Below are 16,664 nucleotides of genomic sequence, written 5' to 3' on the forward strand. Positions count from 1 at the left end.
GAGTCATAGGGGGCTTCGGGGCCCTCGAATACCTAGCGCTGCTAGGTGATCGGGACTGTAGCACCGGAAACCGCAGGCCGGAAGGTTTTGCTCTGATTGTTTCGTCGGTGCGGATGCGTGCCGACGAAGAACGACACCGCCGTTGTCGGAGGACAACGACGGTGTCGTTCTGCATCGACCCGCAGGCCGGAAAGGAGCCGCTACTGCTCGCCGTCCTCTTCCGGGTTGAAGTGCGAGTCGTCGCCCGAGTGGCCCGCGGCCAGGCCGTCGGGGTTGTTCGGGATGGTGTTGTCGTCGCCGAGGCCGCCCGGCTTCTCGGTGCCCTCGGGGTCGTTCTTCGGGGCGTCGTGCGTGTTGCTGCTGTCGGTCATGAGCTGCTCCAGTGCAGGGATCGACCCGGCGGCACCGCCACCGGGGTACTGAGGACTCGGACAGTACGTGCCCCGCCTCGGAATCCACCGTCCGAGCGGGGGAAGCGGATGACACGGGCCGGGGCGCTCGGTAGATTGTTCAACAACCCGCGACGACAGGGAGCACCCGTGACGACGATCGACCTGAACAGCGACCTCGGCGAGGGCTTCGGCGCCTGGGCCATGGGCGACGACACCGCGATGCTCGACGTCGTCTCGAGCGCCAACGTCGCGTGCGGGTTCCACGCCGGCGACCCGACGATCATGCTCACCACCGCCCGCGCCGCCGCGGAACGCGGTGTGGCGATCGGCGCCCACGTGGCCTACCGCGACCTGATCGGCTTCGGCCGCCGCCCCGTGCACGTCACACCGGACGAGCTGTACGCCGACGTCGTCCACCAGCTCGGGGCGATGGCGGCCACCGCGCACGTCGCCGGCGCGGCCGTCACCTACGTCAAGCCGCACGGCGCCCTGTACAACACCGCCTGCGCCGACCCGGTGCAGGCCGAGGCGGTCGTCCGCGCCGTCGCCGACGTCGACCCGTCGCTCGCCGTGCTGGCGTTGCCCGGGTCGGAACTGCTGCTGGCGGCCGAACGACACGGGCTCCGCGCCGTGAGCGAGTCCTTCGCCGACCGTGCCTACGAACCCGACGGCTCGCTGGTGTCCCGGAAGCAGCCGGGGTCGGTGCTGCACGACCCGGACGAGGTCGCGGCGAGGGTGCTCCGCATGGTCACCGACGGCGTCGCGATCGCCGTCGACGGGTCCGAGATCGCGGTGCGTGCCGACTCGGTGTGCGTGCACGGCGACTCCCCCGACGCCGTCGCGATGGCCCGTGCGATCCGAGCACTCCTGACCGAGCACGGCGTGACGATCGCGCCGTTCGTGTTGCCCGCACCGCTCGCGCCGTGACGGGTCCCGACGTCCGCTCCGCTGGCGGCACCGCACTCCTCGCCACGTTCGAGTCGCTCGCCGAGGTCGTCGCCTTCCGCGCCGGGCTCGACGAGGCCTCCCTGCCCGGCCTGACCGAAATCGTCTCCGGCGCCCGGACGCTGCTGTTCCGGTTCGACCCCGCGACGACGGACACCGGTCGGCTCCGCTCGGAGCTGGCGCACGTCATCCCGGTCAGCGCCACGCTCGAAGCGCACGACACCGAACCGCTCGTCATCCCCGTCACCTACGACGGCGAGGACCTCGACACCGTCACCGAACTGACCGGCATGCGGCGCGACGAACTCGTGGCGTGGCACACCGGGCAGCTCTGGACGAGCGCCTTCTGTGGCTTCGCTCCGGGCTTCAGCTACCTGACCGGCAGCGATCGACCGCTCGACCTGCCCCGCCGCAGCACCGCCCGCACGGCCGTCCCGAGCGGTGCCGTCGCGGTGGCCGGAGAGTTCAGCGCCGTCTACCCGCGGACATCGCCCGGCGGCTGGCAGCTCATCGGCCGCACCGACGTGCCGATGTGGTCGCTCGAGCGCACGCCCCCGGCGCTCGCGCCAGCCGGCACCCTCGTCCGCTTCGTCGTGGCGGGTGTGGCATGAGCGCGCTGACCGTCGTGCAGGTCGGCTACGGCCTGACCACGCAGGACCTCGGTCGACCGGGCTTCAGCGACATGGGCCTCGGGGCGGCCGGCGCGGCCGACCGCGGGTCCGCAGCACTCGCCAACCGACTGGTCGGCAACCGTGCCGACGCGGCCGTCCTGGAGGCCGTGCTCGGCTCCGTCACGCTCCGCACCGACGCGTACGTGGTGGCGGCCGCCACCGGCGCGGCCTGCCCGGTCGAGGTCGAGCGGGCGGACGGATCGGTCCGCGGGGCGGCCTCGCACGAGGTGCTGCTGCTGGCCCCGGGCGACACGCTCCGTATCGGCACCGCGACCGTGGGCCTGCGCGCCTACATCGCGGTCCTCGGGGGCTTCGCGGTGGAACCGGTGCTCGGCAGCCGCTCGTGGGACTCCCTGGCGCGCCTCGGTCCGCCGCCGCTGTCGGCCGGCGACCTCCTGCCGGTCGGCGGAGCCCGGGTCTCGTGGCCGGTCGTCGACGCGGTGCCGCAGCCCGAACCGCGGTGGCCGGACGAGCCGGTCGTGCTCGACGTGGTGCCCGGGCCGCGCGACGACTGGTTCACCCCGGAGTGGCGATCGACCCTGACCGGTCAGGACTTCACCGTCAGTGCGGACAGCGACCGCGTGGGGGTCCGCGCCACGGCTGCGACGCCGCTCGCCCGCTCCGTGACACGCGAGCTGCCGAGCGAGGGTGTCGAGACGGGATCGCTGCAGGTGCCGCCCGAGGGGTTCCCCGTGCTGTTCCTCGCCGACCACCCGGTCACCGGCGGCTACCCGGTCGTCGCGGTCCTGACGCCCCGGTCGGTCGACCGTGCCGCGCAGCTCCGGCCTGGTGATCCGCTCCGGTTCCGCATCGTCGACTGACCGACCCGGAACAAGCGCAGGGGGTCCGGAGTTGGCTTGGACACCGCTGACGAAAGGTTCCCCATGTCGATCACCGTCCTGCTCGAGGTCCAGTTCCAGAGCGACGCCCCCGAAGACGCGCTCCAGGGTGCGATCCGCGAGACGCTCGAACAGACCGCGTCGTTCCACGGCCTGGAGTCGCTCGAGGTCCTGGTCGACGACGAGGACCCGGCGCGCATGGTCGTCGTCGAGTCGTGGACGACCGCCGCGGACCACGACACGTACGTGGCCTGGCGTGCGACGCCCGAGGGTGCTCCGGCGATGGCACCGTTCCTCGAAGCGACACCGGTCACCCGCACCTTCGCGCGGTCCATCCCGCTCCACTGAGCCGACACCGGCGCCGCCCCACGGCGCATGGGTCGGCGTCGGCCGCGGTCGGTCAGACCACGTCGTCGTCGGTGTCGAGCGGCACCGGCCGTTCGTCGTCGGGGAGCACTTCGTCGTCCGCGTCGTCGACCACCGGGAGGTCGTCGGGGTCGAGCACGGTGGGCTCCGGTTCGTAGTCGGTCTCCTGCGCCTCGCGGAAGTCGTCGAGGGTCTCGTCGTCCTTCGGATCGCTCATGGCCCCGAAGGTACCTCCGGATCCTCAGTGTGTCCGCAGACGATCACCACCCCGAAGCCGCTCATCGAGCGGCGTGCTCCCGGGCCTCCATGGCGTCCCAGGCGAAGCTCGCCAGCCAGTGGGTGGAGTAGTACTCCTCGCCCACGCTCGCCGCGAGCCCGGAGGTCAGCAGCCGGTCGGCCGCGTCGTCGAGCAGGTCCGCGATGCCGGTGTCGTCCGAGCTGCCGGCACGGAGTGCGTCCGCGATGCGCCGGGCCGATCCCGCCCGCGACAGGTCGAGCCCGAACAGGTGCACCTGCTGGGGGTCGTTCTCGTCGCGCACCACCGTCGACCGCAGGATCGCGTCGCCCGGCTGCACCGCGGCGAAGAAGCCACGGGCCCACGTCGCGAACTCCGCAGCGGGCAGCACCGCACGCATCAGGTCGGCTTCGGCGAGACCGGCGGACAGGAAGTCGTGCCCACTCCGCTCCCAGGCGAACGGCCACCCGGCGTCCGCGCCGAACCAGTCCCGTGCTGCCCCCTCGACCGCTGCCGCCAGGGCCGGACGGTCGAGTGACCGGGCGGCCTCGAGCACGAGCAGCAGCCCGAACGCCGCGTTCGAGTGCACGCCGTGCCGGACCGGGTGCGCGGCGCCGTCGATCCACCGGACGACCAGGTCTTCGAGGACGTCGACGACCGGCGCGAACCCCGGTGCGAGTGCCCGGACGGCGGGCGCCTCGGATGCCGACACCTCGGCGGCGAGCCGTGCGAGCCAGGCCCAGCCGTAGGGGCGCTCGTAGTGCGGTGTCTCGCGCAGGTAAGCGGCCTCGGTCGCCAGGTGATCCGTCGTGAGGTGCGCCTGCAGGATCGAGGTGAGCCGGGCCTCCAGGTCGGTGGGCAGGCCGTGCGCGACCAGGCGCGCCGCGAGCCAGTGCATGTGCACCGACGAGTGCCAGTCGTACGACGTGGCGAAGGCGGGGTGGAGCTCGACGGGCAGTGCCCGGTCGTCCGGCCCGGACGTCGCGTGGTGCGCGGCGTACGGGTACTCACGGGTCGTGTTGTCCGCGGCGACGGCCGCGAAGCGGTCGGCCCAGGCCGCCCGGGTCAGGTCGATCGGGGCGGCATCAGAATGCGACAAGGTACATGACTCCCATGTTGACGACGAGCAGGATGGCGGCGGTGGGGATCTGCGCCTTGATCGGGCCGTACTTGTCCCGCATCTCGAGCAGGGCAGCCGGCACCAGGTTGAAGTTCGCGGCCATCGGGGTGACGAGCGTGCCGCAGAACCCGGCGAGCATGCCGATCGCGAAGATCGCGGCCGGGTTGCCGTCGAAGCCCTGCACCAGGACGGGCCAGCCGATCGCGGCCGTCATGATCGGGAACGCGGCGAACGCGTTGCCCATGATGATCGTGAACAGGGCCATGCCCAGGCAGTAGATGACCACTGCGGCGAGCAGTGAGCCGTCGGGGAGGACCGACTTGATGATCGTGCCGACCGCGTCGCCGACCCCCGCCTGGGTGAAGACGATGCCGAGGGTCGAGAGCATCTGCGGCAGCAGCGCCGCCCAGCCGATCGCCTGCAGGAGCCGACCGCCCTCGCGGATCGGGGTGGCGATCTTCGGCGGGCGCAGGACGAACACGGCCACGACCACGGCGAGGACCGAGCCGATGCCCAAGCCGGTCAGGGTCGCGCTCCCCTCGGCCAGCAGCGGTTCGCCGCCGAACGAGACGAGCGGGCCGAGCGTCGCGACCAGCACGGCGACCACGGGCACCACCAGGGCCGGGATGAAGAGCCGGTTGCCGTACTTCGTCGCGAACGCGGCACGCTCGTCCGGGCTGGTGGTGGCGAGCACACTCGTGCTGCCGCTGCCCGCGCTCGTGATCTTCTGCGTCACGCCGGTGGGTTCGGCGGGGCCGGTCTCCGCACCGGTACCGGCGCCGGGGATGCTCGCGACCCGGGTGCGGCTGGTCGTGCCGGTGAAGCCGAGTCCGGCGAGCGCGACCATCACGAGGACGGCGATGCCGAGCGTCCACGGCGGGATGCTGCCAGCGGCGACGAACGTGCCGGCGAAGAACGACAGGCCGAGGATGCCCCAGAACGCGGCGTTGCCCAGGCGCTTCGCGTGCGCGGTGTCGGTGACGATCAGGACGGCGACGGCGATGAAGAACGCGCCGATGAGCCAGTAGAGCCATTCGCTGGTGATCACGCTGCGGCCCCCAGGGTCGGAGCGTCGGCACGGGCGTCCGCCGCCATCTTGTCGAGTCGGCGGTCGAACAGCAGCAGGCGTCCGCCGTGGACGATCAGCGCCGCGATGCCCGTCGGGATCGCCCACAGGGCCAGGTCGATCGGTTCCAGCGACAGCCCGTAGGTCGCGTCGACGAACGTCGTGATGAGCAGGATGGAGCCCACCGCGACGAAGACGTCCTCGCCGAAGAACACCCCGACGGTGTCGGACGAGGCCGAGTAGCCCTTGATCTTCTCGCGCATGCGGTCATCGATCCGCCCGTACTTCTTCGTCGCCGCGCCCTCGGCCATCGGGTAGACCAGCGGGCGGACGGTCTGCGCCGGGCCACCGATGCTGGTCAGGCCGACCGCCGCGGTGACCTGCCGGATCACCAGGTAGCCGGCGAGCAGACGACCCGTCGTGAGCTTGTCGAGCTTCGCGATCAAACGCTTCGCCTGGTCCTGCAGGCCGTAGCGCTCGATCAGGCCGATGACGGGCAGGACGAGCGCGAAGGTCGTGACGGACCGGCTCGAGGCGAACCCGTTGCCGAACGCGTCGAGGATGCCGACGGGACCGATCCCGCCGATGGCCGCGGTCACGATGCCCGCGACCGTGACGACGAGGAGCGCGTTGACGCGCAACGCGAAGCCGACGATGACGACGGCGACGCCGATGAGGACGAACATGCGGGACAGTCTGGACCGCATTGTTCAACAATCGCAAGAGCCGGTTCTGCTCTGTAACACGCCCTTCACAAACGCCGCCCGTGCCAGGATCGGTGCCATGACCCGAACCGTCGGCGGCGCTGACTCCACGGCCACGCGGTTGCGCACCATGATCGCGTCGGGCGACTTCTCCCCCGGCGCGCAGCTGTCCGAGGAGCGGTTGAGCGATCAGCTCGGGGTGTCGCGGAACACCCTGCGCGAGGCCTTCCGGCTGCTCGCCCGCGACCGACTGGTCGAGCACGTGTTCAACCGCGGGGTGTTCGTCCGACGCCTCTCCGCCGCCGACGTCACCGATCTCTACGCGGCTCGGCGGGTTCTCGAAGAAGCCGCCGTGCGTGCCTGCTCCCCCGACTCGCCAGCCCTCGCCGCGGCCGCCGCAGCGGTCGCGGACGCCCGGGCCGCAGCAGCCGCGGGCGACTGGGGCGCCGTCGGCACCGCCGACATCCGGTTCCACACCGAACTCGTGCGCGCGGTGCCGAGCGAGCGGATCCACGCCCTGATGGACGGCCTGCTCGCCGAGATGCGACTCGCGTTCCTGACCACCGCCGACCCGGCGTCGTTCCACGCCGACTTCGTCGAACGCAACGACGCGATCGTGTCCGCGTTGCGCGGTGGCGACCAGGACGCCGCCTCGGCACTGCTCGCGGTCTACCTCGACGATGCGGAGCGGACGCTGCGGGTCGCCGCCGGCGCAACCGGCTGAGGGACGGACAGGAGGCCCGGTGCGGCTCCGTCCCGCCCGCCCGGTCCGATCGCGGTCGCGCTGGTGCCGGTCGAGCCCTCGGTCAGGACTTCCCGCCGAGCAGCGCCGTCACCGCGTCCACCACGACCTGGCGACGCCGCGGCGGCGTCACGGCCTGCACCAGCGGCTCGTACTCCGGAGCGGTCGCGCTCCAGAACGCCGCGGTGTGCAGGACGAGCCCGAGGAGCACCGCCGGACGGAACGCCCGCGGCAGGACCCCGGCGCGCTGGGCGTGCTCGACCTCGGCCACCGCGTCGGCGTAGCTCGTCGCGACGGACTCGAGCGGGACGTCGGCGCGCTCGAGGCGGTGCCAGGTCGCGAGCCGCTGGGCCCAGGGGCGACGGACGTACGAGTCGTGGACCCGCCCGGCCCAGTCGGCGAGGTCGGCGGTGTCGAGTGGGGCATCGGCGAATGTCTCGGTCACGGTGTCAGCGACGAGGGCGTCGAACAGGCCCTCCTTGCTGCCGAAGTAGTGGAAGACCTGCGCCTTGTTGCTCGACGCCGTGGCACCGATCCGTTCGACCCTGCCGGCGGCCAGTCCGACCGCGGCGAACTCGTCCCGCGCGGCGAGCAGGAGTCGTGCGCGCATCGCGTCAGCGGCTGGGGGCGTGAATCGGGCCATGGCGACCACCGTACCGATCACGCGGCCCGCGACGCGGGTGCGACCGTCGCTCAGGGCGTCTGATCCCCCGAACCTAGGATGAACGAGTGACCCTCCGACTGCACGACCTGGACCTGCGGGGCTTCGCCTCGGACAACTACGCCGGCGTGCACCCCGAGGTCCTCGCGGCCATCGCCGAGGCCAACGACGGCCACCAGACCGCGTACGGCGAGGACGTCTACACGGCGCGTCTCCACGAGGTGGTCCGGCAGCACTTCGGGTCGCAGGCCGAAGCGTTCCCGGTGTTCAACGGGACCGGCGCGAACGTCGTCGGCCTGCAGTCGATGCTGCCGCGTTGGGGTGCGGTGGTGTGCACCTCGACCGCGCACATCCACACCGACGAGGCCGGAGCACCCGAGCGCATCGGGGGCATCAAGCTGCTGACGGTCGATGCACCGGACGGCAAGCTCACCCCCGAGCGCATCGACCGGCAGGCCTGGGGCTGGGGCAACGAGCACCGTGCGCAGCCGCTCGTCGTGTCGATCACCCAGACCACCGAGCTCGGCACCGCCTACACGGTGGACGAGATCCGGGCGATCGCCGACCACGTGCACTCGCTCGGCATGACGCTGCACATGGACGGCGCCCGCATCTCGAACGCCGCGGCATCGCTCGGGGTGCCCCTGCGCGACTTCACCACCGACGCCGGCGTCGACGTGCTGAGCTTCGGCGGGACGAAGAACGGCATGCTCTACGGCGAGGCGATCATCGTGCTGAACCCCTCCGCGTCCGAGGGGTTGCACTACCTGCGCAAGATGAACATGCAGCTCTCGTCGAAGATGCGGTTCGTCTCCGCCCAGCTCATCGCCCTGCTCAGCGATGACCTGTACCTGCGCTCCGCCGGGCACGCCAACGCGATGGCCGCCCGCCTGCGCGGTGCACTCGAGGCCGGCATCGCCGACGGCAGCATCCGAGGTGTCGGCTTCAGCCAGCAGACCCAGTCGAACGGGGTCTTCGCGACCCTGCCCGCCGGCGTGGCCGACCGGCTGCGGGAGCACTTCCGGTTCTACGACTGGGACGCCAGCCGCAACGAGGTGCGGTGGATGTGCGCGTACGACACCTCGGAGCAGGACGTCGACGACTTCGTCGCAGCCCTGACGCGCGAGCTCGACGCCGCCTGAGCCGGCCCGGCGCACTCCGGCGCGGCGGTCAGATCACCCGAACGGGATGACCCGCACCACGATCGCCACAACGAGCATCGCCATCGCGACCACGGCGGCCCGCCACAGCACCTTCTTGTGGTGGTCGCCGAGGTTCACGTTGGCGAGCGACACCAGCAGCAGGATCGCGGGGACGAGCGGGCTCTGCATGTGCACGGGTTGCCCGACGACCGAGGCGCGGGCCATCTCCGCCGGTGTGATCCCGTACGCCGAAGCGCTCTCGGACAGCACCGGCAGGATCCCGAAGTAGAACGCGTCGTTGCTCATGAAGAACGTCAGCGGCATGCTCAGGATGCCGGTGATGCCCGCCAGGTACGGGCCCATCGAGTCCGGGATGACCGCAACGAGCCAGTCGGCCATCGCCGCGACCATCCCGGTGCCGTCGAGCACCCCGATCAGCACCCCGGCGGCGAACACCATCGACACCACGCCGACGATGCTCGGGGCGTGCGCGACGATCTGCGCGGTCTGCTGCTTGAGCTGCGGGAAGTTCACGAGCAGGGCGATCGCCGTGCCGATCATGAACACGAAGTGCAGCGGCAGCAGGCCCATCACGAGCGCCACCATCACGGCGACGGTCAGTGCCAGGTTGAACCAGATGCGCTTCGGGCGCAGGGTCGGACGGTTCGGGTCGAGCATCGTCTCGGCCATCGTGCCGGTGCCCGCGCCCTCGTCCGTCGCACCGGTTCCGTCCACGCCGTCGCCGTCCGCACGTCGGCCGTCGGCCTTCCCGCCGCGCAGCCCGAGCGCGACCGTGGGGCTCGTGAACATCCCGCCGCCGGTCCCGCCGACCGCCGCGAGCACGCGCGACCCGGCCCGGGCGTTCGCGCGCTCCGGCACCCCTGCACCCCGCGAGGCCTCGGTGAACTCGATCAGCCCGAGGCGCTTCCGCTCCCGCAGCCCCATCGTCCAGGCGAACGTGAAGCACAGCAGCAGCCCCACCACGAGCGACGGCACGAGCGGGACGAAGATGTCCGTCGGGTCGATCTTCAGTGCAGCGGCGGCCCGGGCGGTGGGACCACCCCACGGCACGATGTTGAGCGTGCCGTTCGTCAGACCGGCGACGCACGTCATCACGACCGGGCTCATGCCGAGCTTCAGGTAGATGGGCAACATCGCCGCGGTCACCACGATGAACGTCGTCGAGCCGTCCCCGTCGAGCGAGACCGCGCCCGCCAGCAGAGCCGTCCCGAGCACGATCTTCGCCGGGTCGTTGCCGGTCACCCGCAGGATGAACCGGACGAGGGGGTCGAACAGGCCGACGTCGATCATCAGCCCGAAGTACATGATCGCGAACATCAGGAGCGCTGCCGTCGGCGCCAGGGTGCCGATCGCTTCGGTGACCATGTCGCCGAGTCCCAGGCCCGCCCCCGCGAACAGGCCGAACACGGTCGGCACGATGATCAGCGCGAGCATGGGCGACATGCGCTTGGTCATGATCAGGACCATGAAGGTCAGGACCATCGCGTACCCGAGGATGACGAGCATCAGGACTCCTTCGTCCGTGTCTGGCAGTCCGGGCACGCTACGACCCGGCCTGGAGGCGCGGCGCGCTTCTGCACATTGGCGCACCATCGCGCGTTGACCGCATTCTGCGCATTGTGCGCAAGCAGGTCGGCGCACCCTCCGTACGCTGGGGTCGTGACCGACGACCGTTCACGGCGCCCCAGGCTCCGCTTCGCCACCCAGGTGCTCGTCCTGCAGCTCGCCGTGGTCGTCGCCGTCGTCGCCCTGACCAGTGCCGTGTTCGTCCGGATCGAGGTCACCCGGCTCGAGCGCGCTGCCGAGGGGACCGCACTGGCGATCGCGCAGAGCGTCGCCGCCCAGTCCGACGTCCGGGCCGCGGTCGCCCGGCTCAGCGTCGACGGCACCGACCTCGACCGAGCGACCCTCGCCGACGGGCCCGTCCAGCGTGCTGCCCTTGCCGCCCAGCGCCGGACCGGGGCGCTCTTCGTCGTGGTCACCGACGACCGGGGTGTCCGGCTGGCCCACCCCGACGTCGACCGCATCGGCGAGATGGTGAGCACCTCCCCCGACGCCGCACTCGCCGGACGCGAGACCGTGTCCTGGGCCCGCGGCACGCTCGGCGAGTCGGCGCGGGCGAAGGTGCCCGTCTCCGCACCCGCAGCCGGCGGGGCGGGGACGAGCCGCGCCTCCCGGCAGTCCACCGTCGTCGGCGAGGTGAGCGTCGGGTTCACCCGGGCACGCGTCTACGACACCCTGGTCGAGGACAGCATGCCGGTGATCGGTGCCGGGCTGGCGGCGGTCCTGCTCGCGCTGATCGCGTCGGTGCTGATCCGACGCAGGTTGGTGCGGCTGACGCTCGGGCTGCAGCCGGAGGAACTCGTGACGCTCGTGCAGAACCAGCAGGCCGTGCTCGGTGGGGTCGGTGAAGGCGTCATCGCGATCGGCCCGTCGGGGGCCGTCACCGTCTGCAACCCCGAAGCCGTGCAGCTGCTCGGGCTGGCGGACCCGGTCGGGCAGCCGGTGGGGTCCCTCGACCTGCCCGCGCCGCTCGGGTCGATGCTCGACGGGGGTTCCGCCGCTCCGGCGAGCGCCACGATCGTCGCCGGGCACCGGGTGCTGCTCGTCGACGTCCGCACCGTGTCCCGCGACGGACGCGACCTGGGCCGGGTCGCTGTCCTGCGCGACCGCACCGACGTCGAGGCCCTGACCCGGCGGCTCGACGCCGTCGGAGCGATGAGCACAGCGCTCCGGGCGCAACGCCACGAGTTCGCGAACCGACTGCACGCGATCTCGGGGCTGCTCGACATCGGCGAGACCGCACGGGCGCGGGCGTACCTGGCGGACGTGCAGGAGCGCGGGCCGCTGCGCTACCCGGTGCAGCACGCCGACCGGTTGACCGAGCCGTACCTGCAGGCGTTCCTCGGGGCGAAGGGCGTCGAGGCCGCCGAGCGCGGGGTGCTGCTGCGGGTCGGGGCGGAGACGCTCGTGCAGAGGACGATCACCGAGCCGGGCGACGTCACGACCGTGCTCGGCAACCTGGTGGACAACGCGGTGACGGCGGCCCTCCGCGGGGACGAGCGCACGCGTGACGGGGGCTCCCCGTGGGTGGAGGTCGAGGTGCTCGACGACGGCACGACCCTGCACCTGTCGGTGATGGACTCCGGGCCGGGGGTGCCGGACGGTGCCGCGGACTCGCTGTTCGTCCGAAGTGCGGCGACCGCCGCGTCCGGGGACGTCGCGCAGGTGCACGGGCTCGGGATCGGACTGCCGTTGTCGCGGGAGATCGCCCGGCGGCACGGTGGCGACGTGTGGCTCGCCTCCCCCGGCGGCGACGACCACGGCGCGGTGTTCTGCGCCCGACTGGAAGGAGTGGTGTCGTGAGTTCCGTGTTCACCGTGCTGGTGGTCGACGACGACTTCCACGTCGCAGACCTGCACCGGCGGCAGGTCGACCAGGTACCGGGCTTCCGGGCGCTCGAACCCGTCGGGACCCTCGCGGGTGCTCGCTCCGCGCTGTCGGGCGGAGCCGTGGACCTGGTGCTCGTCGACGTGTACCTGCCCGACGGCAGCGGCCTCGACCTGCTGCGGTCGATCGACACCGGCGCCGACGCCTTCGTGCTGAGCGCGGCCTCGGACTCCGGCACCGTGCGCCGGGCGATGCGGAGCGGAGCGCTCGCCTACCTGATCAAGCCCTTCGCAGCCGGGGTGCTGGCCGAGCGGCTGCAGGCGTACGCGCGGTCGCGGAACGTGCTCGACGAGCGGTCGACGCTCGACCAGGAGGCCGTCGAGCGGGCGTTCCGGATCCTGCACGCCGGGGACAGCGGTGGGGCGTCGCCGTCCCGGGCGGCCACTGCTGCGCTGGTGCTCGAGCAGCTCGTCGCCGGTGAAGAACGATCGGCCGCCGAGGTCGCTGCGGCGATCGGGGTCTCGCGGGCGACGGCGCAGCGGTACCTGGCGCAGCTCACGGCCGACGGGACGGTGGCGATGCAGTTGCGGTACGGGGCTGCGGGGCGGCCGGAGCACCGGTACGTGCGGCGGTGAGCGAGTTCGTCCGGTACCAGAGCGCCGTTCCCAACCGTCGCGGGCGGTTCCCGGGGGTCTTCGCCCTCGCCAACGGTCTGCAGCGGGACGGCAGGCTCAGCGACGCCGAGACCAGGTGGCTCCGAGAAGCGAACCTGCACGCGACCGCGATGTACACGGACCCGACCACGGTGCAGACCGACTGCTACGACGAGACCCGCAACCCCGGGGCCCGGGCCTGGTTCGCCGCCGACGCCGTCGAGCTGCTCGAGATGGTCGGCCCGTACCTGGAACTCCTCGACCGCCACGGGATCCCGTGGATGCAGCTCGTGACCCGCTCGCCGGGTCGGATCGTCTACCGGGACGCGGTCCAGGTCGTCGCGGTGCCACACACGCACGCTGACGCCTGGCCCTTCCGGCCGACACGGGAGGGGCGGACGCCCTAGCCCTGTCCCTGGTCCGTGAGCCGCCATCCGGACGCCGTCTTCGTGAAGCAGAAGCTCCACGTGCGCGTCCCGTTCATCGGCTCCGATTCCTCCGACGCTCGACTCGTCACCGTCGTGTCGACGCAGGACTCCGTCGTGTGGCCAGGGTTGAACGGCACCGATTCCGCCTTGTCCGCGACGGTGTACTTCCGCAGCGTCGGGTTCCGGCACCACGCCCACGTGCTGTCGAGCGTCAACGCCTTCGTGACATCACACCGCTGCGCCTTCGCCGCAGCCAGGTACGCCTTCGTCACCTCGACCGGAGACGCTGACGACGGCGGCAGGTCGGGCGAGCTGCACCCGGTCATCAGCGCCAGCCCAGCTGTCACCACGATGGTCGTAGCGAGGGTGCGCGTCAGGAGCGGCGAACGCCCCGGCAGCCTGCTCGTCCGCACCTGCACCCCTCACACTGCCGCCGACGGTCCGACGGTCCGGCGGTCTCGGCAAGCGAAGCGCACGACCTCGCACCAGCGCAATGAGTACCACCACAGCCGCGCTGCCCACTTCTCGCCAACTCAACCCCTTGCGTATTTCACCGGATACCGGCAGGTTGGACTCGTGCGACGCAGCGGGTGCATTGCAAGTCCGCTTGAGCGCGCAACGACCCCGGAAGGAGACCGCACTTGATCGCCATCGAGATCGTCGCCGCCGCGCTAACCGTCGTCCTAGTCGCCTTGCCGGCGCGCGGCGTCATCGGCAGGAACGGGATCGCCGGCATCCGCACCAGGGCAACCATGCGCAGCGACGAGAACTGGCTCCTCGGCCACCGCGCAGCGGTCGTCCCGACGAGCATCGCCGGTGGCGCGACGGTGGTCGTGGGCCTGGTCTCCGTCGGACTCGGACGCGCCGACGACGTTCCCGCGTTCGTCGCCTGCGCCGTCACCCTCGTCGGCGGGGCGCTCTGGAGCGTGGTCGCCGCAGGCCGCGCGACCAGATGACGGACAGGAGGCACGGGGCGGCGCCGCAAGCGGCCTCCAGACCGTCAGGTGGTCCCGTGACGATCTGCACCCGCGCGGGCATCTCGGGGCGCAGCACCGTCGGGCCGGACACCCCGGTGTGTAGATTCGACTCCATGGCGACCTGGGGGAAGTCGGGGACACAGCGCTTCGCAGCAGTGGCATCGGGGAGTTCGAGCCGCGGAAGACGTCGTCGGCTGCGGCGTGTGGTGTGGGTGCCGCTTGCGATCGGCTGCGCAGTCCTCACGCTCGCAGGATGCGCCGAAGACGAGCCCCCGGCCGTCTACCCAGACGTCCGGTGGGTTGGCGCAGCACCATCGGGGCCGCTCGAGAAGGACCCCTGGGTACGAGCAGTCCGCGCAGAGCTCGAAGCGGAGGCTGTGGCGCGCAACCGGAACGACTTCAGCATCCCCGAACTCGCTCACAGCGCGACGCCTTCCTACATCGATCGCCTCGCCAGCGTGGCGATGGAGACGCTCCGCCAGAACCACGACACCGACCTCTTCGCCGGCCCCTGGCCGTTCGCACCCACAGAGGTCGAACTGGGCAACGGGAACAACGGTGAGGACGTGGCAGCTGTCCGCGGCTGCAAGGCGCGCAACTGGACCATGACCCCGGGGCGATCGCTCGGCAGCCTCGATGCCGGGTACGGAGTCGAGTACCGGCTCGAGCGTGATGGCAACGGAGTGGTGCGAGTCGATTCGTTCGCCGGGCTCCCGAACTGCGATGGTCGTGTTCCGCTCCGCGTGGCGATGTTCGATCCGGTGCCCGAGCCGTCGTCAGTGACCGATGTGAATGAACTCGTCAGGCCTGACGGAACGACCGTCGGGCGACCTCGACGATAGCCGCGGAACGCATGCCCGCACGGGCGGCCTCTGGGCGGGAGGCGAACACGTCGATCGCCTCGACGACGCGGTCGAACCGCCTCGACCGGCCGGTACGAGCACCCGACAGCCGCGTGCTCGACGTCACGTGCGGTCAGACAGACCGAGGCCCGGGTCGGCGATCGGCTGGAGGTGAGAGGATTCGCTCGCGTCCGCACTGCCGCGGCGTCCACGACTTGCGTGTCGTGCGCGGATATCGATTTCAAACAAGACCGAGTCGGCCTTGCTGTGAGGTGGCCCCAGTGGTCTTGTTGGAAGCGGAACGTGCAGGCTCCCTGCGGCGCGAGCTGGAAGCCGCGCGTGCGGACGGCCACGCGCGCACACGGCTGGAACCGTTCCCGAGCCGCGCGGGCGCACGGTGGCTGCTCCGGCTCGCGTTCGCCGTCCCGTTCCTGATCCTCGCCGTCGTCAGCGCCGACCCCACCGTGGCCGACGTCACCGTCAACCGCTCCGTCGTGGACCACGTCGCGACACTGAGTTGGGACCGGGCGGACGTCTCGTGGCTCAGTGAGCTCTACCCGCCGCTGGGCACGGTCCTGGTGCGGCTCATCCCCGGTGGCGCCGCCGGCCTCGCGGCGGCCGGGGCCCTGGTCGCCGGGATCCTGCTGCAGCAGTTGCTCGAGGCCATGGTCCAGCGACGCTTCCCCTGGTGGAAGAGCACGGTCTTCCTCGTCGCGATCGGCGCGAACCCGCTCTTCGCGTACACCGCCACGGGCAACTTCGAAGCGCTCCTCGGCATCGCACTGTTCGGGATCGGCGCGATCAACATGGTCCGCTTCGTCTCCAGCCGGAACACCAAGGCGGGCTTCGAGTCCGGGATCCTCTTCATGCTCGCGGCGTTGGCGGATGCTTCGGGGCTCGTCCTCGTGGTCGCGGCGGCGATCACCGCCCCACTGCTCTCCGTCGCCCGGCGGAGCGAGTCGGGGGCGCGATGGTCGAACGTGCTCATCGTGCTGTTCCCGACGATCGCGGTCTTCGGGGCGGTGATGTTCCTCGAGGCGCTGTTCGGACGGAACCCGTTGCTGGTGTTCCAGAACGCCGTCCACTACGACCCCGCGCTCTGGGCGCTCGTCCCGGAGCTCGTCACGACACTCAACGGGCTGCTCATCCTCGCCCCGGTCGTGAGTGGTTGCGCCCTGGCGCTGCTGAGCCGGCGCCCCGGCTCGGTCCTGATCTCGGTGTTCGTCTTCGGTGCACTGATCATCGGCTACGTGGGCGGCCTCATCCCGGTGAACTCCGCGGGCAACGTGTTCCTCATCATGACGATGATGGGCATCGCCGTGGTCCCCGCCGCCCGGACCACCCGGGTGAGTGGCCTGATCGCTGCCGTGGGCGCAGCGCAGATCGTGATCGCGTGGGCGGCTGCGTTCAACCGGCCGATCACGCTGCAGTGGATGGCCGCCATCGGTGCATCGCTCGGGTGGTGGTGAC

General features: G+C 71.4%; 20 protein-coding genes. 12 read left to right on the top strand and 8 right to left on the bottom strand.

Translation table 11 applies throughout. From position 1 onward, the window contains the following. Window positions 1-200 precede the first annotated feature (200 nt). Window positions 201-371 (bottom strand): hypothetical protein, encoded by a 171-nt coding sequence (locus ITJ50_RS14730; protein WP_017886857.1) that lies wholly within the window; start codon window positions 369-371, stop codon window positions 201-203. A gap of 168 nt (window positions 372-539) precedes the next feature. On the opposite strand from ITJ50_RS14730, the gene ITJ50_RS14735 reads away from it, so the two are divergent. The 4 genes from ITJ50_RS14735 to ITJ50_RS14750 all read left to right on the top strand — a co-directional run bounded on the left by ITJ50_RS14735 (window position 540) and on the right by ITJ50_RS14750 (window position 3,195). Beyond that, window positions 540-1,319 carry a LamB/YcsF family protein gene (locus ITJ50_RS14735; protein ID WP_056069985.1) on the top strand — a complete coding sequence of 260 codons (780 nt, stop codon included), beginning with the start codon at window positions 540-542 and terminating at the stop codon, window positions 1,317-1,319. Continuing rightward, window positions 1,316-1,948: a 5-oxoprolinase subunit B family protein gene (locus ITJ50_RS14740; protein WP_194590795.1), complete on the top strand. Its 633-nt coding sequence runs from the start codon at window positions 1,316-1,318 to the stop codon at window positions 1,946-1,948. The genes ITJ50_RS14735 and ITJ50_RS14740 overlap by 4 nt, the downstream gene beginning before the upstream one ends. Further along, window positions 1,945-2,829: a biotin-dependent carboxyltransferase family protein gene (locus ITJ50_RS14745; RefSeq protein ID WP_194590796.1), complete on the top strand. Its 885-nt coding sequence runs from the start codon at window positions 1,945-1,947 to the stop codon at window positions 2,827-2,829. The genes ITJ50_RS14740 and ITJ50_RS14745 overlap by 4 nt, the downstream gene beginning before the upstream one ends. Before the next feature lie 63 nt (window positions 2,830-2,892). Continuing rightward, a complete protein-coding gene (locus tag ITJ50_RS14750) occupies window positions 2,893-3,195 on the top strand; it encodes a putative quinol monooxygenase (protein WP_194590797.1) in 303 nt (100 codons plus the stop codon). 52 nt (window positions 3,196-3,247) lie between these two features. Here the strand turns inward: ITJ50_RS14750 and ITJ50_RS14755 are convergent, their stop codons facing one another. The 4 genes from ITJ50_RS14755 to ITJ50_RS14770 all read right to left on the bottom strand — a co-directional run bounded on the left by ITJ50_RS14755 (window position 3,248) and on the right by ITJ50_RS14770 (window position 6,320). After that, window positions 3,248-3,430 carry a hypothetical protein gene (locus ITJ50_RS14755; protein ID WP_017886862.1) on the bottom strand — a complete coding sequence of 61 codons (183 nt, stop codon included), beginning with the start codon at window positions 3,428-3,430 and terminating at the stop codon, window positions 3,248-3,250. A gap of 61 nt (window positions 3,431-3,491) precedes the next feature. Beyond that, a complete protein-coding gene (locus tag ITJ50_RS14760) occupies window positions 3,492-4,547 on the bottom strand; it encodes a DUF2891 family protein (protein WP_228499890.1) in 1,056 nt (351 codons plus the stop codon). Next, entirely contained in the window at window positions 4,534-5,616 is a 1,083-nt protein-coding gene (locus ITJ50_RS14765) for a DUF979 domain-containing protein (protein WP_042540668.1), read from the bottom strand. The genes ITJ50_RS14760 and ITJ50_RS14765 overlap by 14 nt, the downstream gene beginning before the upstream one ends. After that, window positions 5,613-6,320: a DUF969 domain-containing protein gene (locus ITJ50_RS14770; protein WP_017886865.1), complete on the bottom strand. Its 708-nt coding sequence runs from the start codon at window positions 6,318-6,320 to the stop codon at window positions 5,613-5,615. The genes ITJ50_RS14765 and ITJ50_RS14770 overlap by 4 nt, the downstream gene beginning before the upstream one ends. A 97-nt stretch (window positions 6,321-6,417) precedes the next feature. Here ITJ50_RS14770 and ITJ50_RS14775 point away from each other — a divergent pair, with 97 nt between their 5' ends. After that, entirely contained in the window at window positions 6,418-7,062 is a 645-nt protein-coding gene (locus ITJ50_RS14775) for a GntR family transcriptional regulator (protein ID WP_017886866.1), read from the top strand. 82 nt (window positions 7,063-7,144) lie between these two features. Here ITJ50_RS14775 and ITJ50_RS14780 read toward each other — a convergent pair whose 3' ends face one another. Next, a complete protein-coding gene (locus ITJ50_RS14780; protein WP_194590798.1) occupies window positions 7,145-7,723 on the bottom strand; it encodes a TetR family transcriptional regulator in 579 nt (192 codons plus the stop codon). Between the two features lie 86 nt (window positions 7,724-7,809). Here ITJ50_RS14780 and ITJ50_RS14785 point away from each other — a divergent pair, with 86 nt between their 5' ends. Continuing rightward, a complete protein-coding gene (locus tag ITJ50_RS14785) occupies window positions 7,810-8,883 on the top strand; it encodes a threonine aldolase family protein (protein ID WP_194590799.1) in 1,074 nt (357 codons plus the stop codon). 33 nt (window positions 8,884-8,916) lie between these two features. Here the strand turns inward: ITJ50_RS14785 and ITJ50_RS14790 are convergent, their stop codons facing one another. Further along, window positions 8,917-10,410, bottom strand: a complete 1,494-nt coding sequence (locus ITJ50_RS14790) for a CitMHS family transporter (protein WP_056069962.1) — start codon at window positions 10,408-10,410, stop codon at window positions 8,917-8,919. 153 nt (window positions 10,411-10,563) lie between these two features. Here ITJ50_RS14790 and ITJ50_RS14795 point away from each other — a divergent pair, with 153 nt between their 5' ends. From ITJ50_RS14795 to ITJ50_RS14805, 3 genes are read left to right on the top strand one after another with little or no spacing between them, the layout of a single operon-like run. Beyond that, window positions 10,564-12,270 (top strand): sensor histidine kinase, encoded by a 1,707-nt coding sequence (locus ITJ50_RS14795; RefSeq protein ID WP_194590800.1) that lies wholly within the window; start codon window positions 10,564-10,566, stop codon window positions 12,268-12,270. Then, the gene (locus tag ITJ50_RS14800; RefSeq protein WP_056069957.1) at window positions 12,267-12,929 is read left to right on the top strand and encodes a response regulator; all 663 of its coding nucleotides are present in this window, start codon (window positions 12,267-12,269) and stop codon (window positions 12,927-12,929) included. Before ITJ50_RS14795 ends, ITJ50_RS14800 begins: the two co-directional genes overlap by 4 nt. Continuing rightward, window positions 12,926-13,354, top strand: a complete 429-nt coding sequence (locus ITJ50_RS14805; RefSeq protein ID WP_194590801.1) for a hypothetical protein — start codon at window positions 12,926-12,928, stop codon at window positions 13,352-13,354. The genes ITJ50_RS14800 and ITJ50_RS14805 overlap by 4 nt, the downstream gene beginning before the upstream one ends. Here the strand turns inward: ITJ50_RS14805 and ITJ50_RS14810 are convergent. Beyond that, complete coding sequence (locus ITJ50_RS14810) at window positions 13,351-13,701, bottom strand: hypothetical protein (RefSeq protein WP_194590802.1); 351 nt, start codon at window positions 13,699-13,701, stop codon at window positions 13,351-13,353. The two genes, ITJ50_RS14805 and ITJ50_RS14810, sit on opposite strands and share 4 nt — an antisense overlap. A 315-nt stretch (window positions 13,702-14,016) precedes the next feature. Between ITJ50_RS14810 and ITJ50_RS14815 the strand changes: the two genes are divergently transcribed. The 3 genes from ITJ50_RS14815 (at window position 14,017) to ITJ50_RS14825 (ending at window position 16,663) form a co-directional block, all read left to right on the top strand. Continuing rightward, entirely contained in the window at window positions 14,017-14,331 is a 315-nt protein-coding gene (locus ITJ50_RS14815) for an SdpI family protein (RefSeq protein WP_017886875.1), read from the top strand. A gap of 134 nt (window positions 14,332-14,465) precedes the next feature. Then, window positions 14,466-15,194, top strand: a complete 729-nt coding sequence (locus tag ITJ50_RS14820; RefSeq protein ID WP_139179696.1) for a hypothetical protein — start codon at window positions 14,466-14,468, stop codon at window positions 15,192-15,194. Window positions 15,195-15,475: 281 nt separating this feature from the next. After that, window positions 15,476-16,663 carry a hypothetical protein gene (locus ITJ50_RS14825; RefSeq protein ID WP_017886877.1) on the top strand — a complete coding sequence of 396 codons (1,188 nt, stop codon included), beginning with the start codon at window positions 15,476-15,478 and terminating at the stop codon, window positions 16,661-16,663. Window position 16,664 lies beyond the last annotated feature (1 nt).

It is taken from the genome of Curtobacterium sp. VKM Ac-2889 (assembly GCF_015350855.1).
In the GTDB taxonomy this organism is placed as follows: Bacteria; Actinomycetota; Actinomycetes; order Actinomycetales; family Microbacteriaceae; genus Curtobacterium; species Curtobacterium poinsettiae.